This is a genomic window from Pseudomonas sp. Marseille-Q5299 (genome assembly GCF_943737035.1).
In the GTDB taxonomy this organism is placed as follows: domain Bacteria; phylum Pseudomonadota; class Gammaproteobacteria; order Pseudomonadales; family Pseudomonadaceae; genus Aquipseudomonas; species Aquipseudomonas putida_E.
Window position 1 is genome coordinate 908,983 of the sequence record NZ_CALSFR010000002.1, and the last position, 23,216, is coordinate 932,198.

A 23,216-nucleotide genomic window follows, 5' to 3' on the forward strand; every position below is an offset into this window, starting at 1 on the left:
GTTGCGGGGTGTAACAGGTCGGCGCGGGTGTGCGCCTCATGATCTGCTTAGCGGGTCTGCTTCTGGCAGTCCCTCTAAAGCGGAAACTGGATTCTTGTGATTTGGCGGCTACAAGTCAAGAAAAATTATTGCCAATTTTTCCTCAAGATGAATTCCTGCCACCACTAAAAACCGACACAGCAGCAGGAAAAATAACTTTTCCACAAAAAAGGGCCACAATCTGCGGCCCCTGAAGGAAAAAGAGAAGAAATCAGGCTCAAGCAGCGATCAATTGATCGAACTCTGCCAGCAGGCGCCGCAACTCACGACTCTGCTCCGGCCGGTCGACGAACACCGTCTCGGCCATCACCAGAATGCTCGAGGCGTTGGGCAGCGGTTGACCAAGCTCGATGATGATCTTCATGCGCGGCAGGAATATCCACTGCAGCCACTGCTCGAAGCTCATGCTATCGACCGCAAAAGGCACTGTGCTGGCCAGCGCCTCATCGCTTGGCGGCTCGTCAGCCCACCAGCCCTGCACGATCAACTCACGCTCGATGAGCAGCAGGTGGTCGGCGATGTCCAGAATGCGCTGCTCGATCATCAGGAGTTGACCCGCGCTTTTTGCCGGGCCAGCGCGGCGCCGGCGCTGTCACCCTGCTTCTCACGGGCCTGGGCGATGGTGTTCCACAGCTCGGCCTGAAGGTCAGGGCGACCATTGGCATAGGTCAGGGCACGGCGCGCCAATTGCTCGGCCTGCGCCGCATCGCCCTGGGACAGGCGCACCTGCGCCAGACGGAACAGTACCTGCGGCTCACGCGGGGCGATGCGCTGGGCGCGCTCCAGGCTCGAGGCCGCACCGTTGAAGTCGCCACTGCCCTGTTGCGACTGGGCGGTGGTCAACAATGCCAGCACCGGGCCATCGAGCTGCTCGTCAGCCGACAGCCCCCCGGATGCCGCACTGCTGCGCGGAATGCCGGTTGGCGCGCTGGCAGCGGCCGGGGCACTGTTCATCGACGCGATGTCGAACGGTTCGTCGGCGATCGGGTTGGGGTTGGTCGTCATCGGTGCAGATGTGCCGGGGCCAGTGGTAATCGGCGTGGTGCTGATCGGGGCCACGCCATTGCCTGCCGGGAACGTCTGGATGCCCGTGGCACCGGCACCTTGCGGAATCATCACGGTCACGCCGGAGTCCTCAGGCAGGGTCTGCGCCTGCGAGGTGCCATTGCTGATGCCGGCCGCCGAGCGGTTGGCCGTCACGCGTTCACTGTTGGACACCCGTGTGCTCGAGTCCACAACCGGGATGTTGCCACGCTGAACGCTGGAACAGCCCTGCAGCACCACCAGTGCCGTCACGGCAGGAAACCACCACTTTTTCACTTCACACCTCATCAATGCTGCCAGGGCTTAATTCATCCAGCCTTTGACCCAGTCCATGACCGATTCTGCCGGATTCTGCTCGCCGCCACAGATCGCGCCGGCGGGCGGTTCGCTCCCGCGAATATACGGCATCTGCACCGCCCCCGGACAGCTTGCGTCGGAACCCTGCCCACTGTAGGGGTCGATCCAGGCCTGTACCACGTTGTCCGGTTGCGGCATGTCCAGCGGCAGCGGGTCAGCCTTCTTCATGAAGCTGGTCCACACCTGCAGGGCACCGGTGGCGCCAGTGAACGGCGTCTTGCCGTTATCGTCACGGCCCATCCACACCACCGCCAGCAGGTCCTGGCTGAAGCCTGAGAACCAACTGTCACGCGAGTCGTTACTGGTACCGGTCTTGCCCGCCAGGGTCAGCGACCTGGGCAGCACGTTGTACACGGAGCGGCCGGTACCTTCGCGCATCACCCGCTGCATCGCGTTCTGTACCAGGTAGATGGAGCCCGGATCGAAGGTCTGCTGGATCTGGAACGGGTAACGCTTGAGCGGCTCACCTTCGGCGGTGAGCACACTGCGGATGCCGCGCATCGGCGTATTGAAACCGCCATTGGCGATGGTCTGGTACATGGTCGCCACCTGCATCGGCGACATGCCACCGGCCCCCAGCAGCATTGCCGGGAACGCTGGCCAGTCGACATTGACCCCGAGCCGGCCGATGGTCTTGATGACGTTGGGCACCCCCACTTCCAGGCCGATCTTGGCGGTCGACAGGTTGTAGGAGTTGGCCAGCCCCTGGTACAGGTAAATGGTGCCATGCGGGCGGCGGTCATAGTTTTGCGGGCGCCACACCTGGCCATTGGCGCCCTTGACCGAAAACGCCTCGTCCTGCACCCAGCTGGTCAGGGTGTACTTGCTCGGCTGCTCCAGCGCGGTCAGGTACACCGCCGGCTTGACCAGCGAGCCAATCGGCCGCACGGCATCGATGGCACGGTTGAAGCCGGCGAATCCGGCCTGACGACTGCCGATAAGGGCCTGCACCTCACCGGTTTCCGGGTTGGTCACGACCATCGCCGATTCGACCTCGTCAGCGCCTTTGCGCCCCGACAGACGCTTGAAGGTCTCATTCATCGAGGTTTCGGCCTTCATCTGCAGAATCGGGTCGAAACTGGTGAAGATGCGCAGGCCCTCTTCAGTCAAGTCTTCGTCGCGATAGTCCTGGCGCAGCTGGCGCTTGACCAGGTCGAGGAAGGCCGGGAACGAACTGTCGGCCAGGCTGCCTCGTTTGGTCACGCCCAGCGGCATCTTCTTCGCCGCATCGACCGCTTCCTGGCTCGCAACGCCCTGCTCGGCCACAAGGTCCAGGACCAGGTTACGCCGCGCCAGAGCCCGCTCGGGGTGGCGACGCGGGTTGTAGTAGGACGGCCCTTTGACCATACCCACCAACAGGGCGATCTGGTGCAACTTGAGCTCCGACAGCGGTTGGCTGAAGAAGAACTGGCTGGCCAGGCCAAAGCCATGCACGGCGCGCTGGCCATCTTGGCCGACGAACACCTCGTTGAGGTAGGCCTCGAGAATTTCGCGCTTGTCGTAGTGCATCTCCAGCAGTACGGCCATCATCGCTTCGGTCAGCTTGCGGCTGAGGGTGCGCTCGCTGGTCAGGTAGAAGTTCTTCACCAACTGCTGGGTCAGGGTACTGCCACCCTGGCGCATGGAACCGGAGGAGGTGTTGATCCACATTGCGCGGGCGATGGACTTTGGCGACACGCCGAAGTGGCTGTAGAAGTCTCGGTCTTCGGTTGCCACCAGGGTTTCGAGCAAGTACGGCGGCACCTGATCGATCTTGATCAGGATGCGGTCCTCGAGGTTCTTCGGGTAGATACCCCCGATCATCAACGGCTCGAGGCGCACCACATCCAGCTTGCCATTGTTGGCGCCGGACAGCCCGGCAACGTAGTCGCCGGAGAAGCGCACACGCACGAACTGCGCGGGCTCCATACCCTCGTAGAACTGGAAGCCGCGGGTGTTGAGGTCGACGGTGTTACCGTTGACGGCCGCAGCGCCCGGGCCATTGGCCGCGCTTTCACGCCGGTAGCCGAGAGCATCGAGTTCGGTGAGGAAGTCGTTCTTGCTCAGCTTCTGGCCGACGAACAGCTCCAGCGGCCGGGCGTACACCTTGGCAGGGATGGTCCAGCGCTTGCCGGAGAACTTCTCCTGGACGACAGCATCGAGGTAAACCGCGAAGCCGGCAACGATCACCAGGCCAACCAGGCTGAGCTTCAACGCCCAGCCCAGCCAGGCGCGCGAGCGGCCGGTCGGGCGTTTCTTAGGAGTACGGGAATTTCGGGTTCGAGTCATGGCGGCGGATTATACGCACTTTGTAAAGGCTGGGCAGGCGCCCTCTGGCGGTATGCAGGGGCGGCACCATTGACCATAATGGCGCCTTCGAATTCCCTGCCCCCGGAAGGATTTCCCGTGAGCCAAGCCTTGATCAAAGCGTTGCAGAACCCTGCCCTCTACCCTCACCCCGTGGACGGGTTCCAACTCATCGAGACGCATATCTCCTGGGTCCTGCTCACTGGCGAATACGCCTACAAGATCAAGAAGCCGATGAATTTCGGCTTCCTCGACTTCACCGGGCTTGATCAGCGCCAGCATTTCTGTAACGAAGAGTTGCGCCTGAACCAGCGCCTGACCGACGGCCTGTACCTGGAAGTGCTGCCGATCACTGGCAGCGCCGAAGCCCCGCAGCTCGGCGGTGAAGGTGCGGCGATCGAGTACGCGCTGAAAATGCGCCAGTTCCCGCAGGGGCAGATGCTCAACACCCTGCAGGCCAACGGTGAACTCAATGCCGGGCACATCGACCAAATGGCCCGGCAGATCGCCGAATTCCACCTGCAAACTCCGAAAGTGCCCGCCGAGCAGCCCTATGGCTCACCTGAAAGCGTCATGGCCCCGGTCGAGCAGAACTTCGAGCAGATCCGCCCATTCCTCAGTGACAAGGCCGACCTGCAGCAGCTGGACAACCTGCAGGCCTGGGCGCGCAGCAGTTTCGAACGCCTTGAAGGCCTGTTCGCGGCGCGCAAGGCCAATGGGTTCACCCGCGAATGCCATGGCGACATTCATTTGGGTAACGCCACCGTGATCGATGGCAAGGTGGTGATCTTCGACTGCATCGAGTTCAATGAACCGTTCCGCATGACCGACGTCTGGGCCGACACCGGTTTCCTCGCCATGGACCTGGAAGACCGCGGCCTCAAATGCCTGGCGCGGCGCTTCGTCAGCCAGTACCTGGAGCTGACCGGCGACTATGAAGGCCTGGAAGTGTTGAACTTCTACAAGGCCTACCGCGCCCTGGTCCGCGCCAAGATCGCCCTGTTCAGCATGCCGGCCAATGCCGATGGCGTGCAGCGCGCCACCAGCCTGCGCACCTACCGCAACTACGCCAACCTGGCTGAAAGCTACAGCGCCATCCCTTCGCGCCTGCTGGCCATCACCCACGGCGTCTCGGCAGTGGGCAAGAGCCACGTCGCCATGCGCCTGGTCGAAGCCTTGGGCGCCGTGCGCGTGCGTTCCGATGTGGAGCGCAAGCGCCTGTTCGGTGAACAGCAGAAAGCCGAAGCAGGCCAACTGCAAGCCGGCATCTACGACAACGATGCCAGCACCGCCACCTACCAGCGCCTGCACCAGCTTGCCGCTACCATCCTGCGCGCAGGCTTCCCGGTAGTGCTCGATGCCACTTACCTCAAGCACGAACACCGCAAGGCCGCAGCCGAGGTCGCGAGCGATACCGGCGTGCCACTGCTGATCCTCGATTGCCAGGCCCCGGAGGCGGTCATCGCCAGTTGGCTGGCGCAGCGCCTGGCCCAGAATAGCGACCCGTCGGACGCCACCCTGGAAGTGGTCAAGGCACAGCAGGCCAGCCGTGAGCCATTGGATGACGTTGAACTGCAGCAGAGCACACGTGTTGATACTCAGGATGCCAGCAGCATGGACCAGGTGATCGACCAGGTCCGTCAGCGTTTGCCCGGTCTTTGATTCAACGCAATTCGGGCCGGCAATTGGCCGGCCCGCATTCCTGCACCCAGCGCAAACAGGGCATCTCGTCGCCCCCGATGGCAAAAGGCCGCGCATTTTCCAACCCCCGCTACACTCCTCTCTGACCTGCTCGCGATTTATCCCCTAATACCCGTTCAGCCATCGCAAGGAGGCTCGATGAACGATGAATTGCAGCATCTGAAGAATCTTGGAAAGACCTCCGCGCAGTGGTTGCATGCGGCCGGTATCCACAGTGCATCGGATTTGCGTCGACTCGGCGCGGTAGGTGCGTACCAGGCCGTGAAAACCCGAGGATTCCGGGCGTCGAAGGTGTTGCTGTACGCCATTGAAGGCGCGCTGCTGGACATGCACTGGAACGATTTGCCGGCCGAACGCAAGCAAGCGCTCAATCAACAACTGGATGCGAAATGCCCTGCGCAAAAAAATGCAAAATAAACATCAGATGGGGATTGACTCGATAATGAGAATCGTTATGATTATCACAACTGGTCGCGAGACTGGTTGGATAAGCTGAAAGCCCCTGGTTCGGACTCTCAGATTATCTCCTCATCAGGCTAATCACGGTTATTGACCCGGCATTTTTGCCGGGTCTTTTTTTTGCTTGTCACTGCATTGTCAGCGCCCGCGCTTCCCCGTCTACCTACGCAACCGTGCGCAATAGTCCTGCTCCGGCATCGCAGCCGTATACCACACAAAGTCTGCCATCCCCGCCTCGACCTGCTGACCGACCTCGGCCAGCAGCAGCACTTTGCTCTGCCCGTCGGCCCCCAGGTCGGCAAGGTGCAGCGGCACGCCCAGGTCCTTGCGTGCGTGGAATGCACCGGCGAACAACAAGGCCGGCTGCGGCGCTGCCAGCAGCCGCTCGGCAATGCGCCGGTCACGTTGTTGCTGAACGGCCAGCATGGCCGGCAACTGGCTCTCGGGGAGCAAATTACAGTGCCCGGCCCTCACCTGCTCGAGCAATGCCGCCTTTACTGACGGGGCATTGGACTGCGCCCCCGGCACCGCCGCCGCCTGCCGGTAGGCTTGGCGCATTTCGCCAGGCGACAGGTTGGCGGCCAGAAGGGGAATATGGTTACCCAGTGCTTCACGTACGATCGGCCCGTACAGCTGCCAGTCCCAGCCCTCCTGCCACGCCAGGGCCTTGGGCAGGTCCTGCGGCAACCGCGCCTGGCCTTCAACCGCATCGACCCGTGACTGCTGCTGCGGTTGCAGCATTTCCAGAAGCAGGCTGCCCTGGGCACGCCGGGCCTGCATGGCGCGGATCAACCAAAGTTGCAAGGCGTGATGGTCGGCATTGTCATGCTTTTCGCCTACCAGCACTCGCGGTACGCCAGCCAGTTGCTCGACCAGCTGTTCCGGGCTGATGACCTTGCCACTGGCCAGGTCGTGGATTTGCCCCAGTTCTGCGCTGTCACGCCCCTCGCTACTCTGCCAGGCGGGTAACGGCGGCAAGCTGGCCTGGCAGCCACCCAACGCCAGCAACAAGCCCAGCAACGCGCCAGACAGTAAGGAATGATGCATCGGCAACGCCTCCTAGCGGGTGATGATCAGCGGATGCCCCCGTTCCGGATGGGCCTGCACCAATACGTCAATGCCGAACACGGCCTTGAGCGCCCTGGGCGTCAATACCTCCTGCGGCGACGCCAGAGCATGGGCACGGCCGCCTTCGAGCAACAGGATACGATCACAGTAGCGCGCCGCCAGGTTCAGGTCATGCAGGATCACCAATACCGCTGCGCCGCGATCGGCAAAACTGCGCACGGCTTGCAAGGTGGTGTGCTGGTGCAAGGGGTCGAGCATCGAGGTCGGCTCGTCAAGCAGCAGCGTAGTCCCCTGCTCACCCGGCCAAAGCTGAGCCAGTACGCGGGCCAGATGCACCCGCTGCCGCTCTCCGCCCGACAAAGCCAGGTAACTGCGACCCAGCAGGTGCCAGGCATCCGCCGCGCGCAGGGCCGCCTCAACGATCTCAGCGTCACGCACCTGGCCGCTGTCATGCGGCATTCGCCCCATGCCCACCACTTCCTCGACCCTGAACGCAAAGCCCAGGCTGGACACCTGCGGCAACACCGCCAGGCGCCTGGCCCGCGCCTGCCCAGGCCAATCGGCCAACGGCCGGCCCTGCAGCGTCACGCTTCCTTGGCCGGGCGACAGCTCGCCACACAGCACGCCCAGCAGGCTGCTCTTGCCTGCACCATTCGGCCCGAGCACGCCAATGACCTGGCCCGGGTGCAATTGCAGGTGGAGGTCTTGCAGTACTTCATTCCCACCACGACGCAGGTACAGGCCCTCGACTTGCAACATCAGCTGCGCCCTCTGATCAGCAGAACCAGGAAAAACGGCGCACCGATAAATGCCGTGACAATACCGATCGGCAACTCGGCCGGCGCCAGCGCCAAGCGCGCCACCAGGTCGGCGAGCAGCATCAGCACGCCGCCGGCCAACAACGAGGCGGGCAACACCACGCGGTGATCAGGCCCGGCCAGCAAGCGCACCAGGTGCGGTACCACCAGGCCGATGAAGCCGATAAGCCCCGCCGCCGCAACGGCCGCTCCCACACCCAAGGCCGTGCAGAACACCAACTCGCGCTTGAGCCGCTCCACCTCGATCCCCAGGTGCCGCGCCTCGGACTCGCCCAGCAGCAAGGCATTGAGCGCCCGCGCCCGGCGCGGCAACCACAGCGCGACGCCTGCGGCAACGATCAGCAACGGCCACAGCCGGTCGTAGCTGGCACCATTGAGACTGCCCAGGTTCCAGAAGGTCAGCGTGCGCAGGGTGGCATCGTCGGCCAGGTAGGAAAACAGGCCAACCGCCGCGCCCCCCAGCGCAGTCATGGCTACACCGGCCAGCAACATTGTGGCCACATTGGTCTGCCCGTCGCGCCGCCCAAGGCGATAGACCAGCGCGGTGACCCCGAGGCCGCCGGCAAAGGCGCACAGTGACAATAAGTAAGGTGCGAAAGCCTCAGGCATGCCGCCAAACCAACTACCGCCAACGATAGCCACTGCGGCGCCCATTGCGGCACCGGCGGAGACACCCACAAGCCCAGGGTCGGCCAGCGGATTGCGGAACAACCCCTGCATGGCCACACCGCACAGCGCCAGCACCGCCCCCACTGCCAAACCCAGCAGTGTGCGTGGCAGGCGAATCTGGCCCAGGATCATTTCGGCCTGCTGCAGGCCTTCGCCATCGATGCGCAGCCCCGATAACCGCAGGCCCGCGCGCAAGGTATCGAACAGCGGCAAGCTCACAGGGCCCAACGCGAGGGACAGCCATACCGCCAACAGGCACAGCAGGCTCAGGCAGGTAATCAGTGTACGTGGCTGCACGCGCGGCTTCATTGCGTGAAGCTGACCTTTGCCGCCGGGTAGAGCGCAGCCGCCAGGTCTTGCAGGGCCAGCGGCAAGCGCGGGCCCAGGCCGCCAACCAGCAAGGTCGGGTCGAGTGGCACCAGGCGCCTGTCGCGTACCGCGCGGGAGGCGTTCAGGGCCGGGTTTTCCTTGAGCAGTGCCTGCAGGGCCTGGTCGCCGACCAAGGCGCGGTCGGAGAACACCACGACATCCGGGTCCAGCGCCGCCAACGCCTCATTGGAGAAGTTCTTGTATCCCTGATGCTCCGCCAGGTTTCGCCCACCTGCCTGACGCAGCAGCCAGTCACCTGCGGTGCCCTGCCCGGCAATCAGCGGTTTGGCACCGGCATGGCCGACCAGCAACAGCACACCCGGCACCTTGTGGCTGGCCTGGGCCTGCTTGACCTGCTCCTGCAATACCTCGAGCTGCTGATGATAATCGGCAACGAGTTGCGCGGCCTTCTGCTCGGCGCCGAGCAACATACCCAACTGCTCGAGGTTTGCATCCACGGCGGCGAGGTCAGCCTTGCTGGAGAGCAGCTCCACCCGAACGCCGGCTTTGCGGATTTGCGCAAGCACAGGTGGCGGCCCCATCTCTTCTGTGCCCACCAGTACATCCGGGCGCAAGCTGAGGATGCCCTCTGCGGACAACTGGCGCTGGTAACCGATACTTGGCAGGCCCTTGAGTGACTCAGGATGCTGGCTGGTGGTGTCCACACCCACCAGGCGCGGCTCGCCGCCCAGTGCGCTGATCCACTCGCTCAATGCGCCGCCAGCACTGACCCAGCGCTGTGGCAGGTCGGCGGCCAGGGCTTGGGTGCAAGCAACCAGGGCCGCACACAAGGCAAGCAAGACAGCGGGACGACGCATCATCGGATTCCTTCTGAAGGCGAGCCACACGCCTTGTGGCGAACGGCGGAACTGCGCACCATAGACAACCGGGCGCAGCGATAGCGGGCAATTTGATAATTATTCGCATTGGCGCGTCAAGCCATCACTTGTTTCACGAGTCGTTCCCGCAAATGCACTTCCTTTGTACTTCCGCAGCGCTGGCCGAGGGCCACAGCCGCGCCTTCAGCGTAGACGGCACCGAACTGTTCGGCGTGCGTCGCCAGGGCCGTGTGCACCTGTATCGTAACCGCTGCCCGCACCGGGGTATCCCCTTGAACTGGCAGGCGGACGCATTTCTCGATGACAGTGCCAGCCTGATCCACTGTGCCCATCACGGGGCGCTGTTCCTGATTGAGAATGGCGAATGCGTGGCAGGCCCCTGCGAAGGTGACGCGCTGCAGGCCCTGGACTGCCTGGAAGATAGCCAGGGCATCTGGCTCAGGGGTTGAGCAGCACCGGTAGCGGACGGTCGATGACGATGTGCCCGGCATCCAGGCGCGCACCATAGGCCAGCACCTCTACTCCATCCGCCACCGCGGTGCGCAGTGCCCGGGCATAAGCCGCATCGATCTCGTCGGCCGGGCGCACCGCTTCGATGCCTGTCAGGTTCACACAGTACAACTGCACCGCACGTATACCTTGCCGGGCCAGCGTCGCCAGTTCGCGCAGGTGCTTGGCACCGCGCTGGGTGACAGCATCCGGGAAAGCAGCCACTGCCGTGTCCGGGTACCCCAGTGTCACACTCTTGACCTCGACGTAGGCCGGCCCGTGGTCGAACTCCAGGCGAAAGTCCACGCGGCTGCCTTCTTCACCGTAGGCCACCTCACGCTTGAGTGCAGTGAAGCCCGCCAGCTCTCGGATCACGCCGGCGCGAAGCGCTTCCTCGACCAGCGCGTTGGCCCGCCCCGTGTTGACGCAGGCCAGCCGCCCCTGGGGCGTCTCACTGATTTCCCAGGTGCCCGGCAGCTTGCGCTTGGGGTCGTTGGAGCGACTGAACCAGACCTGCCCGCCCTCGCGCATGCAATTGAGCATGGAGCCGGTGTTGGGGCAGTGGATGGTCAGTTGCTCCCCATTGGCCAGTTCGATGTCCGCCAGGAACCGCTTGTAGCGGCGCAACAGCCGCCCCTGTTCGAGTGGAGGAAAGAACACCATCAGCCTTGCCAGCTCCGCAAGCCACGGGCGATGCGCTGGACCGCTTCCTCCAGCCGCGGCAGGCTCTGGGTGTAGGCAAAGCGCACATGATGGCCGGCCAGGTGGCGACCAAAGTCCAGGCCCGGCGTGAACGCCAGATGCTCGGTTTCCAGAAAGTGCCGACAGAAGGCAAAGGCATCGCCACCAAAGGCACTGATGTCGGCATATAGATAGAACGCGCCCTGCGGCTCCACGGCAATGCGAAAGCCCAGTTCGCGCAGGGCGGGCAACAGGTAGTCGCGACGACGGGCAAACTCGGCGCGGCGCGCTTCGAATATTGCCAGGGTTTCAGGCTGGAAGCAGGCCAGTGCGGCGTGCTGGGCCATGCTGGGCGCGCTGATGTACAGATTTTGCGCCAGCTTTTCCAGATCGGCCACGGCGTCAGGCGGCGCAACCAGCCAGCCAAGCCGCCACCCGGTCATGCCGAAATACTTGGAAAAACTATTCAGGACGAATGCCGAATCATCCACCTCCAGGACGCTCGCAGCGTCCATGCCGTACGTCAGCCCGTGGTAGATCTCGTCCACCACCAGGTGGCCATTTCGTTCGCGGGTGGCCTTGGCCAGGCTGGCCAGCTCATCACGCTCCAGCACCGTACCGGTGGGGTTGGCTGGCGAGGCGACCAGGGCACCGACAGTGTCCTGGTTCCAGTGACGGGCCACCAGGTCGGCGGTCAGCTGGTAGTTCACCTCAGGCCCGACAGGTACCAGTTGCGCACCACCCTCGACCAGTCGCAGGAAGTGGCGGTTGCATGGATAGCCGGGGTCTGCCAACAGCCAGTGCTTGCCCGGGTCGACCAGCAGGCTGCTGGCCAACAGCAGCGCGCCAGAGCCCCCCGGGGTGATCAGGATGCGTTCAGGGTCTACCGCAACGCCATAACGCTGGTCGTAAAAACCCGCAATCGCCTCGCGCAGTGCCGGCAGGCCACGCGCGGCGGTATAGCGGGTATGCCCGGCAGCCAGCGCTGCCTGGCCTGCCTCGACGATAGGCGCGGCAGTGGTGAAGTCCGGCTCGCCGATCTCCAGGTGGATCACATCATGACCGGCCGCTTGCAGCTCGTTGGCCCGCGCCAGCAACGCCATGACGTGGAAGGGTTCGATGGCGCGGCTGCGCGCACTGTAGGGGTGAGCCATGACCTTCTCTCAATTGGGTCTAAACTGGTGATTCTACCTCTGCGCGGCACCGAACGTGCGCTTCACGGCGCTGTCAACAGCTAGGACCGGGCGGGCTAGCGCACCCCCGATCTATCTGGTAAGTTCGGCGGCTCGCAGTCGCAGGGCCGGCGGGTGCCGGAGATGGAGCATCCTGCGCATTGGATCAGATGAGTGAGAGGCGGTCTATTCATGTCCACCGTAGAAAAGCAAAAAGTCCAGACCATGTACGGTGTCGAGCCCTACGTCGAAAGCAAGGGTGAGGCGTACATGGGCGAGCCCATGAAAAAGCACTTCACCAAGCTGCTCAATGCCTGGAAAGGCGAGCTGATGGTCAGTGTGGATCGCACCGTTGATCACATGAAAGACGAAGCGGCCAACTTCCCGGACCCGGCCGACCGCGCCAGCCAGGAAGAGGAATTCGCCCTTGAGCTGCGCAACCGCGATCGCGAGCGCAAGCTGATCAAGAAAATCGACAAGACCCTGCAGAAAATTCAGGACGACGAATACGGCTGGTGCGACTCCTGCGGTATCGAGATCGGCCTGCGCCGTCTGGAAGCCCGTCCGACTGCCGACCTGTGCTTCGACTGCAAGGAAATCGCGGAGAAAAAGGAAAAAACAGTCGGCAAAGGCTGATCCTTCTCCTACCCGAACGGGGCGCATCATGCGCCCCGTTTCATTTCATACGCACGACCACCCATGAACGACTCCCGCTACATCGGACGCTTCGCCCCCACCCCCAGCGGTTTTCTGCACTTCGGCTCGCTGGTCGCAGCCCTCGCCTCCTGGCTTGACGCCCGTGCGGTCAATGGCCGCTGGCTGCTTCGCGTGGAAGACACCGACCCGCCCCGGGAAATGCCGGGCGCCCGTGATGCAATCCTGCAGACGCTGGAGCGCTATGGGCTGGAGTGGGACGGCGAGGTTGTCTTCCAGAGCCAGCGCCACCCGGCTTATGCAGAAGTGGTCGAGCGCTTGTTCAATATGGGCCTGGCCTATGCCTGCACCTGTTCGCGCAAGCAGCTCGAAGGCTACAACGGCATCTATCCAGGGTTTTGCCGCAACGCCGGGCATGCCCGTGAAGGCGCGGCCATCCGCCTGCGGGTGCCAGAACTGCTCTACCGCTTTACCGATCGGGTGCAAGGGGCGTTCCAGCAACACCTTGGGCGCGAGGTGGGCGATTTCGTGATTCAGCGCCGCGACGGGCTGTATGCGTACCAGTTGGCCGTTGTGCTGGATGATGCCTGGCAAGGTGTTACCGACATCGTGCGCGGGGCCGACCTGCTCGACAACACGCCGCGCCAGTTGTACCTGCAGGAATTGCTGGGCTTTTCCCAGCCGCGCTACCTGCACATTCCGCTGATCGTGCAACCTGATGGGCACAAGCTGGGCAAGTCGTACCGTTCGCCGCCCCTTGAGGCTGGCCAGGCGACGCCGTTGCTGTTGCGGGCGTTGCGGGCATTGGGCCAGGAAGCTGACCCCCAGTTGTTGACGGCAACGCCGGCTGAAGTGTTGGCCGTGGCGCGCCAGCGCTGGCAGCCAGCGGCCATTGCACAGCGAACGACGGTGCCCGAGGCTGATTTGAACTGAAGCATCACCGGCCCTATCGCCGGCAAGCCGGCTTGCACAGGTACAGTGCAGTACCTATAGGTGTGGGTACTTGTGGGGGGCGGGCTTACCGACGATAGGGCCATTACAGGCAACTAACGTCTCAAAAACAAAAGCCCAATAATTTCAAACCCTTGGCGAACACCACCGATTCCCGCTAGCATCGCCCCAGCCATTTGCGCCAATAATAAGTCCAAGCCCGCAGCGCCCAACCATCGAGGCCAGCATGTACATCTATCGTTTGGTCCTGCTTCTGGTCGTGGGGATCTACCTGTTCTCCCCGGCCATCATGGACTGGTGGATCGAACCGACCGGTGCCTGGTACCGCCCTTACCTGCTCTGGCTGATCCTGATCGTCGTCACCTTCATCCTGCAGAGCCAACGAGATGCCGATGAGCTTTAGCCTGACCCAGATGATCCTGATCAGCGCCGCGTACCTGATGGTGCTGTTCGGCGTGGCCTGGATCAGCGAGCGTGGGTTGATACCCCGTTCGATCATTCGCCACCCGCTGACCTACACCCTGTCGCTGGGTGTCTACGCCAGCGCCTGGGCGTTCTACGGCTCGGTGGGCCTGGCCTATCAGTATGGCTACGGCTTCCTCGCCTGTTATCTTGGGGTGTCCGGCGCCTTCCTGCTGGCACCGGTGCTGCTCTACCCGATCCTCAAGATCACCCGCACCTACCAATTGTCGTCACTGGCTGACCTGCTGGCCTTTCGCTTTCGCAGCACCTGGGCCGGTGCGCTGACGACCATTTTCATGCTGATCGGGGTACTGCCCCTGCTGGCGCTGCAAATTCAGGCAGTGGCCGACTCGATCAGCATTCTCACCGGTGAACCAGTCAAGGCCCGGGTGGCCTTTGCCTTCTGTGCGCTGATCATCCTGTTCACCATCTTCTTCGGCTCACGCCACATCGCCACGCGCGAAAAGCATGAAGGGCTGGTGTTCGCCATCGCCTTCGAGTCGGTGATCAAGCTGCTGGCCTTGGGCGGCATTGGCCTGTATGCCCTGTACGGCGTGTTTGGTGGCCCGCACGGGCTGGAAGTGTGGCTGCTGCAGAACCAGACCGCCCTGGCAGCGCTGCATACCCCGCTGCAGGAGGGCCCATGGCGCACCCTGCTGCTGGTGTTCTTCGCCTCGGCCATCGTCATGCCGCACATGTACCACATGGCCTTCACTGAAAACCTCAACCCGCGCTCGCTGGTCAGCGCCAGCTGGGGCCTGCCGCTGTTCCTGCTGTTGATGAGCCTGGCCGTGCCGCTGGTGCTGTGGGCGGGCCTGCGCCTGGGTGCCAGCACCAACCCCGAGTACTTCACACTGGGCCTTGGCATCGCCGCCAACAACAAGGCGCTGGCACTGCTGGCCTATGTCGGTGGGTTGTCTGCCGCCAGCGGCCTGATCATCGTCACCACCCTGGCGCTGTCGGGCATGGCGCTCAACCACCTGGTGCTGCCGTTGTACCAGCCACCGGCCGAAGGCAACATCTACCGCTGGCTGAAATGGACCCGCCGCGCGCTGATAGTCGCCATCATCACCGCTGGCTTCATGTTCTACCTGAACCAGAACACCCACCAGAGCCTCGCCAACCTGGGCATCGTCGCCTTCGTCGCCACCTTGCAGTTCCTGCCTGGGGTGCTGTCGGTGCTGTACTGGCCGACCGCCAACCGCCGCGGCTTCATCGCCGGCCTGCTGGCCGGCACCCTGGTATGGATGGTGACCATGCTGCTGCCCCTGCTGGGCAACCTGCAGGGCTTCTACATCCCGCTGCTGGACATGATCTATGTGCTCGACGACACCAGCTGGCACATGGCGGCAATTGCCTCGCTGGCCGCCAACGTATTGTTGTTCACGCTGATTTCACTGTTCACCAACGCCAGCAGCGAGGAAGTCAGCGCCGCTGAAGCATGCGCGGTGGACAACGTGCGCCGCCCCCAGCGCCGCGAGCTGCATGCTGCCTCACCGCAGGAATTCGCCACCCAACTGGCCAAGCCACTGGGCGCCAAGGCTGCACAGAAGGAAGTCGAACAAGCCCTGCGTGACCTGTACCTGCCGTTCGACGAGCGCCGCCCCTATGCCCTGCGCCGCCTGCGTGACCGCATCGAGGCCAACCTGTCGGGCCTGATGGGGCCGAGCGTGGCCCAGGACATGGTCGAAACCTTCCTGCCTTACAAGTCTGGCAACGAGAACTACGTCACCGAAGACATTCACTTCATCGAAAGCCGCCTGGAAGACTACCACTCGCGCCTGACGGGCCTGGCTGCTGAACTCGATGCCTTGCGCCGCTACCACCGCCAGACCCTGCAGGAGCTGCCCATGGGCGTCTGCTCGCTGGCCAAGGACCAGGAAATCCTGATGTGGAACAAGGCCATGGAGGAGCTGACCGGCATCGCCGCCAAGCACGTGGTCGGGTCGCGCCTGGTAACCATCGATGAACCCTGGCGCGGCCTGCTGCAAGGTTTCATCAACGTGCCTGATGAGCACTTGCACAAGCAGCGCCTGGTACTGGACGGGCAGCCGCGCTGGCTGAACCTGCACAAGGCAGCCATCGATGAGCCCCTGGCACCCGGCAACAGCGGCCTGGTGCTGCTGGTCGAAGACCTCACCGAGACCCAGGCCCTGGAAGACAAGCTGGTGCACTCCGAGCGTCTTGCCAGTATCGGCCGCCTGGCTGCGGGCGTGGCCCACGAGATCGGCAACCCGATCACCGGCATCGCCTGCCTGGCGCAAAACCTGCGCGAGGAGCGCGAAGGGGACGGCGAGATCATCGAATTGTCGAGCCAGATACTCGAACAGACCAAACGGGTGTCGCGCATCGTGCAGTCGCTGATGAGCTTTGCCCATGCCGGCGGTAGCCACCAGAACAGCGAAGAGCCGGTGTGCCTGGCTGAAGTGGCCCAGGATGCCATCGGTCTGCTGGCGTTGAACCGGCGCAATTTCGAAGTACAGTTCTTCAACCTCTGCGACCCCGACCACTGGGCCGAGGGGGACCCCCAGCGCCTGGCCCAGGTACTGATCAACCTGCTCTCCAACGCGCGCGATGCTTCGCCGCCCGGCAGCGCCGTGCGGGTACGCACCGAAGTCAGCGAGCACACCGTCGACCTGATCGTCGAGGACGAAGGCAGTGGGATTCCGAAGAACATCATGGACCGCCTGTTCGAACCTTTCTTCACCACCAAGGACCCGGGCGAAGGAACCGGACTGGGGCTCGCTCTGGTCTATTCCATCGTGGAAGAGCATTATGGGCAAATCACCATCGACAGCCCGGCCGACATCGAACGGCAACGTGGCACACGGATCCGCGTGACCCTGCCCCGGCATGTCGTAGCGACGTCCCCTGAAATTCGAGACCGTCGAGAGAATTGAATCAATGCCGCATATTCTGATCGTCGAAGACGAAACCATCATCCGCTCGGCCTTGCGTCGCCTGCTCGAGCGGAACCAGTACCAGGTCAGCGAAGCCGGCTCGGTGCAGGAAGCCCAGGAACGCTTCAGCATTGCCACCTTCGACCTGATCGTCAGCGACCTGCGCCTGCCCGGCGCGCCGGGAACCGAGTTGATCAAGCTCGGCCAAGGCACCCCGGTGCTGATCATGACCAGTTACGCCAGCCTGCGCTCGGCGGTGGACTCGATGAAGATGGGCGCGGTGGACTACATCGCCAAGCCTTTCGACCACGACGAAATGCTCCAGGCCGTGGCGCGCATCCTGCGCGACCGGCAGAGTGCGCCGGCACCCGCCCCAGCCGCCGAGCCACGCAGCAACGGCAAGGCAGCGCCTGCCGAAAAAGGCGCCCCGGCATCTGCCAACGGCGAGATCGGCATCATTGGCTCCTGCCCCCCCATGCAGGATATGTACAGCAAGATCCGCAAGGTGGCGCCCACCGATTCCAATGTGCTCATCCAGGGTGAGTCCGGTACCGGCAAGGAACTGGTAGCCCGTGCCCTGCACAACCTGTCACGGCGCGCCAAAGCGCCGATGATCTCGGTGAACTGCGCGGCCATTCCCGAAACCTTGATCGAGTCGGAACTGTTCGGCCACGAAAAAGGTGCGTTCACCGGTGCCAGCGCCGGGCGTGCCGGCCTGGTGGAAGCGGCAGACGGCGGCACCCTGTTCCTCGATGAGATCGGTGAACTGCCACTGGAAGCCCAGGCCCGTCTGCTGCGCGTACTGCAGGAGGGCGAAATCCGCCGGGTGGGTTCGGTACAGTCGCAAAAAGTCGATGTGCGCCTGATTGCCGCGACCCACCGCGACCTGAAAAACCTGGCCAAGGCTGGGCAATTCCGTGAAGACCTTTACTATCGCCTGCATGTGATCGCCCTGAAATTGCCAGCCCTGCGCGAGCGCGGCAGTGACGTCAACGAGATCGCCAGCGCCTTCCTCGCCAGGCAGAGCGCGCGCATCGGTCGTGACGACCTGCACTTCTCGCCTGAAGCCGAGCAAGCCATTCGTCATTACAGCTGGCCGGGCAACGTGCGCGAACTGGAGAACGCCGTAGAGCGTGCGGTGATTCTGAGCGAGAGCGCGGAGATTTCGGCAGAACTGCTGGGTATCGATATCGAGCTGAGCGATATGGACGATGACGACCTTCTCGACAAGGCGATGGCCGCGGGCGCTGCCAGCAACGCCAGCCATGAGCCGACCGAGGATCTGTCGCTGGAAGACTACTTCCAGCATTTCGTGCTTGAGCACCAGGACCACATGACCGAAACCGAGCTTGCCCGCAAGCTCGGGGTCAGCCGCAAGTGCCTGTGGGAGCGCCGTCAGCGCCTGGGCATACCGCGCCGCAAGAGCAACGCTACCAGCGAATGATCGACTCCGATGGTGCACGCCGCAACAAAGGTGGCGCCAGTCAGATCGAGCGCCGCCCGCGCGGCGCTTGATCGCTTGGACGCTGAACAGCGTCGCGGCAACCCGTGGTAACACATCAGTACCGCAAAAATCTGTTACCCAATCTTTGCGCCGTAACAGTTCCCGAGGCGTACGGTAACGAAATTCCGACATTTACCACCCGCCAGCCTTCTCAAAAACCCGCCAAACCATTGATTTCATTGGGTTTTCAAAAGTTGGCACGCCACCTGCTATATGTTCAGTACAAGAACAATAACAAGCACTGCAACTCAGAATAAGAACAAGACGAAACGGCTCACGCACAATAAAAACAAGACGGCGGAGGCGCAGCTAACTGATTCTTTTGGAGAGGATGCGTGTTTGGGGCTTGCCCCACGACCAGGCAGAGAACAACAAAAACTGCACTAAAAAGCAGCGCCTGAACTGGTTGGATCGAATGATCAGCGTGACATCAGCGGCCAAAGCAATCCGTTTGCTCTTAACCCCTGGATTGGGGGTCGTCCACAAGCTTTGAGATTTGTGGGCAGGGCACTCAACAAAAACAAGAAGCCCGGCATAAAAACAATAAGAGCACGCAACGACTTCTTGGGGAGCTTAGGCTCCCCTTGTCGTTTCTCCCTTCTGGCAGTCCATCCTGCTACCGCCTACACCATTCCCCGAGTAAATGCTAGAATCCCCGCCCATCATGCGGCCATTCTCCTATTCTTGGCCGAACATTCCTTCACACAGTGCATCCCATGCTGAAGAAGCTGTTCCAGTCTTTCCGCCCTCCCGTACCGGGCCAGCACCACAAGCGCACCACGCCTGAGGTGATCAACAAGAGCCAACACTCGCTGCAGCGCCACCAGTTCAGCCGCCATGCGGTGAATATCGTCGAGCGCCTGCAAGGCGCGGGCTACCAGGCCTACCTGGTCGGTGGTTGCGTGCGCGACCTGATGCTGGGCATCACGCCCAAGGACTTCGACGTCGCCACCAGCGCAACACCTGAGCAGGTACGTGCCGAGTTCCGCAATGCGCGCATCATCGGCCGTCGCTTCAAGCTGGTTCACGTGCATTTCGGCCGTGAAATCATCGAAGTCGCGACCTTCCGTGCCCATCACTCAGAAGACGACCAAGGTGACAGTCACCGCTCGTCGCACAATGCCAGTGGTCGCATTCTGCGTGACAACGTATATGGCAGCCTGGAAGAGGACGCGCAACGCCGCGACTTCACCATCAACGCCCTGTACTACGACCCGGTCAGCGAACGCGTCCTCGATTACGCCAACGGCGTGCACGACGTACGCAACCGCCTGTTGCGCCTGATCGGTGACCCGACGCATCGCTACCAGGAAGACCCGGTACGCATGCTGCGTGCGGTGCGTTTTGCCGCCAAACTCGACTTCGGCATCGAAAAGCACACCTTCCAGCCGATCCGCGGCCTGGCACCGCTGCTGCGCGAAATCCCGCCTGCGCGGCTGTTCGAGGAATGCCTCAAGCTGTTCCTGTCCGGCCAAGGCGCGATCGTCTTCGAGATGCTGGTCGACCTGGCATTGTTCGAGCCGCTGTTCCCGGCCAGTGCGCATGCACTGGAAGAGCGCCCGACCTACACCCATACCCTGATCAGCCAGGCGCTGAGCAACACTGACCTGCGTATCAAGCAAGGCAAACCGGTGACCCCGGCCTTCCTGTTCGCCGCCCTGCTCTGGCCAGCCCTGCCAAGCCGCGTACTGCACCTGCAAAACCAGGGTGTACCGCCGATCCCGGCCATGAATGGCGCAGCCCACGACCTGATTGCCGAACAGTGTGCGCGCATTGCCATTCCGAAGCGTTTCACCTTGCCTATCCGCGAGATCTGGGACATGCAGGAGCGCCTGCCACGACGCAGCGGCAAACGCGCCGACCTGCTGCTCGACAACCCACGCTTCCGTGCCGGCTACGATTTCCTCCTGCTGCGCGAGAGCGCAGGCGAAGAAACCGACGACCTTGGCCAGTGGTGGACCGATTACCAGGATGCCAGCGACTCCGAGCGCCGCGAGATGATCCGCGAGCTGGGCAGCCGTGATGAAGGCACCGGGGCCGGCCCACGCAAGCGCAAGCGCAGCAACAGCAAGCGCAAACGTGGTGGCGATGAGGCGTTCGAGTGACCACTCGCGCCTACATCGGCCTTGGCAGCAACCTGGATGCGCCTGCCGAGCAACTGGGCAACGCCCTGCAGGCGCTGGACCGGGTCGCGAGCACCCGCCTGGTGGCGGCCTCTGCCCTGTACACCAGCGACTCCCTGCTGCCTGGCCAGCCGCGTTACACCAACGCCGTCGCCGCTCTGGATACCTCTCTCGCCCCCCTGGACCTGCTGGACGCCCTGCAGGCCATCGAGAATGAACAGGGCCGTGTACGCAAGGAACGCTGGGGCCCACGCACGCTCGACCTGGACATCTTGCTGTTCGGCGACCACGTCATCGATGTGCCACGCCTGCAGGTGCCGCACTACCACATGCATGCCCGCCCCTTCGTGCTGTACCCACTGGCCGAACTGGTGGCAGACGACTTTCACCTGGCCGACGGCCGCCCGCTTGCCCAGTTGCTCCAAGCCTGCCCGTTTGTCGGCCTGGAACGCCTGTAGCCCAGGCGCTTGGGGCCTTTCTCCAAGGGCGGTAACGCCAGTAACACCCTGTTCGTAACAATGCGGTAACAGGGTGATTGACTTCCCCCACCTCGCTCACGACTATAGGCGTCCCGTGTGGCACCAAAGTGCCGCATACCCGTATTTAGGCCCGGACGGACCTGTGCCCCGAACATCACACGCGATGATGTGCCGCTCCGGAAGATGACTACACGCGTTGTTGGCGGTCGTTTTTCACAGCGCCTGAACGAGGATTTTCCTACATGCCTGAAGTAACCCTGACCACCCTGCACGGCCTCAAGGCCAAGGGTGAAAAGATCACCATGCTGACCTGCTACGACGCTACCTTTGCCAAGGCTGCAAGCCAGGCCGGCGTCGAAGTGTTGCTGGTGGGCGACTCCTTGGGGATGGTCCTGCAGGGCCATGACAGCACGCTGCCCGTCACCACGGCGGAAATGGCCTACCACACCGCCTGCGTCAAACGCGGCAACGAGGGTGCGCTGATTCTTGCCGACCTGCCCTTCATGGCCCATGCCACCCCCGAGCAGGCCTTCGCCAACTGCGCCACGCTGATGCAGGCCGGCGCCCACATGATCAAGCTTGAAGGCGCTGCCTGGCTGGGCGAGACCATTCGCCTGCTGGCCGAGCGCGGTGTGCCGGTGTGCGCTCACATGGGCCTGACCCCGCAAACCGTCAACGTTCTGGGCGGTTATAAAGTGCAGGGGCGCCAGGAAGCCCAGGCACGGCAGATGCGCGCCGATGCCATCGCCCTGGAACAGGCCGGCGCCGCCATGCTGTTGCTCGAATGCGTACCCAGCGAATTGGCCGCAGAAATTACCCAGGCCGTCAGCATCCCAGTGATCGGTATCGGTGCCGGCAACGCTACCGACGGCCAGGTGCTGGTCCTGCACGACATGCTGGGCTTGTCCCTTAGCGGTCGGGTACCAAAGTTCGTGAAGAACTTCATGGTCGGCCAACCGGACATCGCGAGCGCACTTACCGCCTACGTCAAGGCTGTCAAAGACGTCAGTTTCCCAGCGAGCGAGCACGGATTCAGCGCATGAACACAGTCAAGACCGTCCGTGAACTGCGCGCAGCCATTGCGCGCGCCCGTGGCGAGGGCAAGCGTATCGGCTTCGTGCCAACCATGGGCAACCTGCACAGCGGCCATGCTGCGCTGGTGACCACAGCGGCCCAACGTGCCGACTTCGTCGTTGCCAGCATCTTCGTCAACCCGCTGCAGTTCGGCGCCAACGAAGACCTCGACAAGTACCCACGCACCCTCGCCGCCGACCAAGAGCGCCTGCTCCAGGCTGGCTGCAATCTGCTGTTCGCTCCCACTGTCGAAGAGATGTACCCCGACGGTATGGCCGTGCAGACCCGCGTCAGCGTGCCGAACCTTTCCGAAGGCCTGTGTGGCGCAAGCCGCCCGGGGCATTTCGAGGGCGTAGCCACCGTGGTCAGCAAGCTGTTCAACATGGTGCAGCCCGATCTTGCAGTGTTCGGCGAAAAGGACTACCAGCAACTGGCGGTGATTCGCGCCATGGTGCGTGACCTGAACATGCCGATCCAGATCATCGGCGAGCCGACCGTGCGCGCCGAGGATGGCCTGGCGCTGTCGTCGCGTAATGGTTACCTGACGGCAGAACAGCGTGCTACCGCCCCGGTTGTGTACCGCACGCTACAGCAGATCGGCGACGCCATCAGCCGTGGCCAGCGCGACTTTGCAGCGCTGGTTGCCGATGGGCAGGCTCAGCTGACAGCGGCCGGCCTGCGCCCGGACTATCTGCAGGTACGCCATGCGCTGACCCTTCGCCCAGCGATGGTCGATGACCGGGACCTGGTGATTCTGGTGGCGGCCTACCTGGGTAACACGCGGCTTATCGACAACCTTTACGTGCATCTGGACGAAAAGACTGCATGATGCCGGGGGCTGCCCTGCAGCCCCAAATTCCCCTCCCCCCCCCCTTTCCCGCGCGCAACCCAATCCCTTAATGATTGCCCGCCCGAACCCGGCCCTTACCCCCCCTTCCCAAGCCACACCACCCAACAAAGAATTCTTCGCCAAGGCGTATTACCCGGCACCCCCTGATGTTACAGCCCCGCCAGCCCGGCAAGGCCTCCCGCCGCCCCCCGACCCCCTGCAAGGATTTCGCATGCGCGGAGCCCTCCC

General features: G+C 63.1%; 21 protein-coding genes. 12 read left to right on the forward strand and 9 right to left on the reverse strand.

Annotated elements, in window-relative coordinates; genetic code table 11:
- Positions 1-256 precede the first annotated feature (256 nt).
- The 3 genes from NGJ21_RS08620 to mrcB are packed head-to-tail and all read right to left on the reverse strand — an operon-like array spanning position 257 to position 3,708.
- Entirely contained in the window at positions 257-583 is a 327-nt protein-coding gene (locus NGJ21_RS08620; protein WP_012312684.1) for a YqcC family protein, read from the reverse strand.
- Positions 583-1,371 (reverse strand): tetratricopeptide repeat protein, encoded by a 789-nt coding sequence (locus NGJ21_RS08625; RefSeq protein ID WP_046788177.1) that lies wholly within the window; start codon positions 1,369-1,371, stop codon positions 583-585. The genes NGJ21_RS08620 and NGJ21_RS08625 overlap by 1 nt, the downstream gene beginning before the upstream one ends.
- Positions 1,372-1,386: 15 nt before the next feature.
- Entirely contained in the window at positions 1,387-3,708 is a 2,322-nt protein-coding gene (gene mrcB / locus NGJ21_RS08630) for a penicillin-binding protein 1B (protein WP_115273557.1), read from the reverse strand.
- Between the two features lie 117 nt (positions 3,709-3,825).
- Between mrcB and NGJ21_RS08635 the strand changes: the two genes are divergently transcribed.
- Together NGJ21_RS08635 and NGJ21_RS08640 are read left to right on the forward strand one after the other, a co-directional pair.
- A complete protein-coding gene (locus tag NGJ21_RS08635; RefSeq protein ID WP_119688260.1) occupies positions 3,826-5,388 on the forward strand; it encodes a bifunctional aminoglycoside phosphotransferase/ATP-binding protein in 1,563 nt (520 codons plus the stop codon).
- 177 nt (positions 5,389-5,565) lie between these two features.
- Entirely contained in the window at positions 5,566-5,844 is a 279-nt protein-coding gene (locus NGJ21_RS08640; protein WP_012312680.1) for a TfoX/Sxy family protein, read from the forward strand.
- Positions 5,845-6,045: 201 nt separating this feature from the next.
- Here the strand turns inward: NGJ21_RS08640 and NGJ21_RS08645 are convergent, their stop codons facing one another.
- From NGJ21_RS08645 to NGJ21_RS08660, 4 genes are read right to left on the reverse strand one after another with little or no spacing between them, the layout of a single operon-like run.
- Complete coding sequence (locus NGJ21_RS08645; protein ID WP_174142446.1) at positions 6,046-6,933, reverse strand: ChaN family lipoprotein; 888 nt, start codon at positions 6,931-6,933, stop codon at positions 6,046-6,048.
- Between the two features lie 12 nt (positions 6,934-6,945).
- Positions 6,946-7,713 carry a heme ABC transporter ATP-binding protein gene (locus tag NGJ21_RS08650; RefSeq protein WP_174142447.1) on the reverse strand — a complete coding sequence of 256 codons (768 nt, stop codon included), beginning with the start codon at positions 7,711-7,713 and terminating at the stop codon, positions 6,946-6,948.
- Positions 7,713-8,696 (reverse strand): FecCD family ABC transporter permease, encoded by a 984-nt coding sequence (locus NGJ21_RS08655; RefSeq protein ID WP_174142464.1) that lies wholly within the window; start codon positions 8,694-8,696, stop codon positions 7,713-7,715. The genes NGJ21_RS08650 and NGJ21_RS08655 overlap by 1 nt, the downstream gene beginning before the upstream one ends.
- A 50-nt stretch (positions 8,697-8,746) precedes the next feature.
- Complete coding sequence (locus tag NGJ21_RS08660; protein ID WP_115273552.1) at positions 8,747-9,631, reverse strand: heme/hemin ABC transporter substrate-binding protein; 885 nt, start codon at positions 9,629-9,631, stop codon at positions 8,747-8,749.
- 149 nt (positions 9,632-9,780) lie between these two features.
- Here NGJ21_RS08660 and NGJ21_RS08665 point away from each other — a divergent pair, with 149 nt between their 5' ends.
- Complete coding sequence (locus tag NGJ21_RS08665) at positions 9,781-10,098, forward strand: Rieske (2Fe-2S) protein (protein ID WP_115273551.1); 318 nt, start codon at positions 9,781-9,783, stop codon at positions 10,096-10,098.
- Here the strand turns inward: NGJ21_RS08665 and sfsA are convergent.
- Positions 10,088-10,801, reverse strand: a complete 714-nt coding sequence (sfsA, locus tag NGJ21_RS08670; RefSeq protein WP_039604039.1) for a DNA/RNA nuclease SfsA — start codon at positions 10,799-10,801, stop codon at positions 10,088-10,090. The genes NGJ21_RS08665 and sfsA overlap by 11 nt on opposite strands.
- Positions 10,801-11,973 (reverse strand): pyridoxal phosphate-dependent aminotransferase, encoded by a 1,173-nt coding sequence (locus NGJ21_RS08675; RefSeq protein WP_046788168.1) that lies wholly within the window; start codon positions 11,971-11,973, stop codon positions 10,801-10,803. The genes sfsA and NGJ21_RS08675 overlap by 1 nt, the downstream gene beginning before the upstream one ends.
- A 210-nt stretch (positions 11,974-12,183) precedes the next feature.
- Between NGJ21_RS08675 and dksA the strand changes: the two genes are divergently transcribed.
- The 9 genes from dksA to panC all read left to right on the forward strand — a co-directional run bounded on the left by dksA (position 12,184) and on the right by panC (position 22,967).
- Positions 12,184-12,627, forward strand: coding sequence for an RNA polymerase-binding protein DksA (dksA, locus tag NGJ21_RS08680; RefSeq protein WP_039604811.1), 444 nt, complete (start codon positions 12,184-12,186; stop codon positions 12,625-12,627).
- A 63-nt stretch (positions 12,628-12,690) separates the two neighbouring features.
- On the forward strand, positions 12,691-13,578 hold the full coding sequence (gluQRS, locus tag NGJ21_RS08685) for a tRNA glutamyl-Q(34) synthetase GluQRS (protein WP_119688257.1): 888 nt from the start codon (positions 12,691-12,693) through the stop codon (positions 13,576-13,578).
- A gap of 244 nt (positions 13,579-13,822) precedes the next feature.
- Positions 13,823-13,999, forward strand: coding sequence for a hypothetical protein (locus NGJ21_RS08690; protein ID WP_003250005.1), 177 nt, complete (start codon positions 13,823-13,825; stop codon positions 13,997-13,999).
- Positions 13,983-16,958 (forward strand): sensor histidine kinase, encoded by a 2,976-nt coding sequence (locus NGJ21_RS08695; RefSeq protein WP_161872474.1) that lies wholly within the window; start codon positions 13,983-13,985, stop codon positions 16,956-16,958. The genes NGJ21_RS08690 and NGJ21_RS08695 overlap by 17 nt, the downstream gene beginning before the upstream one ends.
- 4 nt (positions 16,959-16,962) lie before the next feature.
- On the forward strand, positions 16,963-18,402 hold the full coding sequence (locus NGJ21_RS08700; protein WP_174142449.1) for a sigma-54-dependent transcriptional regulator: 1,440 nt from the start codon (positions 16,963-16,965) through the stop codon (positions 18,400-18,402).
- A gap of 776 nt (positions 18,403-19,178) precedes the next feature.
- Complete coding sequence (locus NGJ21_RS08705; protein WP_115273547.1) at positions 19,179-20,567, forward strand: polynucleotide adenylyltransferase PcnB; 1,389 nt, start codon at positions 19,179-19,181, stop codon at positions 20,565-20,567.
- On the forward strand, positions 20,564-21,043 hold the full coding sequence (gene folK, locus NGJ21_RS08710; RefSeq protein WP_012312667.1) for a 2-amino-4-hydroxy-6-hydroxymethyldihydropteridine diphosphokinase: 480 nt from the start codon (positions 20,564-20,566) through the stop codon (positions 21,041-21,043). The genes NGJ21_RS08705 and folK overlap by 4 nt, the downstream gene beginning before the upstream one ends.
- 263 nt (positions 21,044-21,306) lie before the next feature.
- Positions 21,307-22,107: a 3-methyl-2-oxobutanoate hydroxymethyltransferase gene (gene panB, locus NGJ21_RS08715; RefSeq protein ID WP_046788164.1), complete on the forward strand. Its 801-nt coding sequence runs from the start codon at positions 21,307-21,309 to the stop codon at positions 22,105-22,107.
- Positions 22,104-22,967, forward strand: coding sequence for a pantoate--beta-alanine ligase (gene panC / locus NGJ21_RS08720; RefSeq protein WP_119688255.1), 864 nt, complete (start codon positions 22,104-22,106; stop codon positions 22,965-22,967). Before panB ends, panC begins: the two co-directional genes overlap by 4 nt.
- Positions 22,968-23,216: the final 249 nt, after the last annotated feature.

Coding starts and splice junctions, on each gene's coding strand:
- NGJ21_RS08705 (WP_115273547.1), top strand. CDS start 19,179: ATGCTGAAGAAGCTGTTCCAGTCTTTCCGCCCTCCCGTACCGGGCCAG.
- NGJ21_RS08650 (WP_174142447.1), bottom strand. CDS start 7,713: ATGTTGCAAGTCGAGGGCCTGTACCTGCGTCGTGGTGGGAATGAAGTA.
- NGJ21_RS08640 (WP_012312680.1), top strand. CDS start 5,566: ATGAACGATGAATTGCAGCATCTGAAGAATCTTGGAAAGACCTCCGCG.
- gluQRS (WP_119688257.1), top strand. CDS start 12,691: ATGAACGACTCCCGCTACATCGGACGCTTCGCCCCCACCCCCAGCGGT.
- NGJ21_RS08645 (WP_174142446.1), bottom strand. CDS start 6,933: ATGCATCATTCCTTACTGTCTGGCGCGTTGCTGGGCTTGTTGCTGGCG.
- NGJ21_RS08700 (WP_174142449.1), top strand. CDS start 16,963: ATGCCGCATATTCTGATCGTCGAAGACGAAACCATCATCCGCTCGGCC.
- sfsA (WP_039604039.1), bottom strand. CDS start 10,801: ATGGTGTTCTTTCCTCCACTCGAACAGGGGCGGCTGTTGCGCCGCTAC.
- panB (WP_046788164.1), top strand. CDS start 21,307: ATGCCTGAAGTAACCCTGACCACCCTGCACGGCCTCAAGGCCAAGGGT.
- NGJ21_RS08695 (WP_161872474.1), top strand. CDS start 13,983: ATGCCGATGAGCTTTAGCCTGACCCAGATGATCCTGATCAGCGCCGCG.
- NGJ21_RS08660 (WP_115273552.1), bottom strand. CDS start 9,631: ATGATGCGTCGTCCCGCTGTCTTGCTTGCCTTGTGTGCGGCCCTGGTT.
- panC (WP_119688255.1), top strand. CDS start 22,104: ATGAACACAGTCAAGACCGTCCGTGAACTGCGCGCAGCCATTGCGCGC.
- mrcB (WP_115273557.1), bottom strand. CDS start 3,708: ATGACTCGAACCCGAAATTCCCGTACTCCTAAGAAACGCCCGACCGGC.
- NGJ21_RS08675 (WP_046788168.1), bottom strand. CDS start 11,973: ATGGCTCACCCCTACAGTGCGCGCAGCCGCGCCATCGAACCCTTCCAC.
- NGJ21_RS08620 (WP_012312684.1), bottom strand. CDS start 583: ATGATCGAGCAGCGCATTCTGGACATCGCCGACCACCTGCTGCTCATC.
- NGJ21_RS08665 (WP_115273551.1), top strand. CDS start 9,781: ATGCACTTCCTTTGTACTTCCGCAGCGCTGGCCGAGGGCCACAGCCGC.
- NGJ21_RS08625 (WP_046788177.1), bottom strand. CDS start 1,371: ATGAGGTGTGAAGTGAAAAAGTGGTGGTTTCCTGCCGTGACGGCACTG.
- NGJ21_RS08690 (WP_003250005.1), top strand. CDS start 13,823: ATGTACATCTATCGTTTGGTCCTGCTTCTGGTCGTGGGGATCTACCTG.
- dksA (WP_039604811.1), top strand. CDS start 12,184: ATGTCCACCGTAGAAAAGCAAAAAGTCCAGACCATGTACGGTGTCGAG.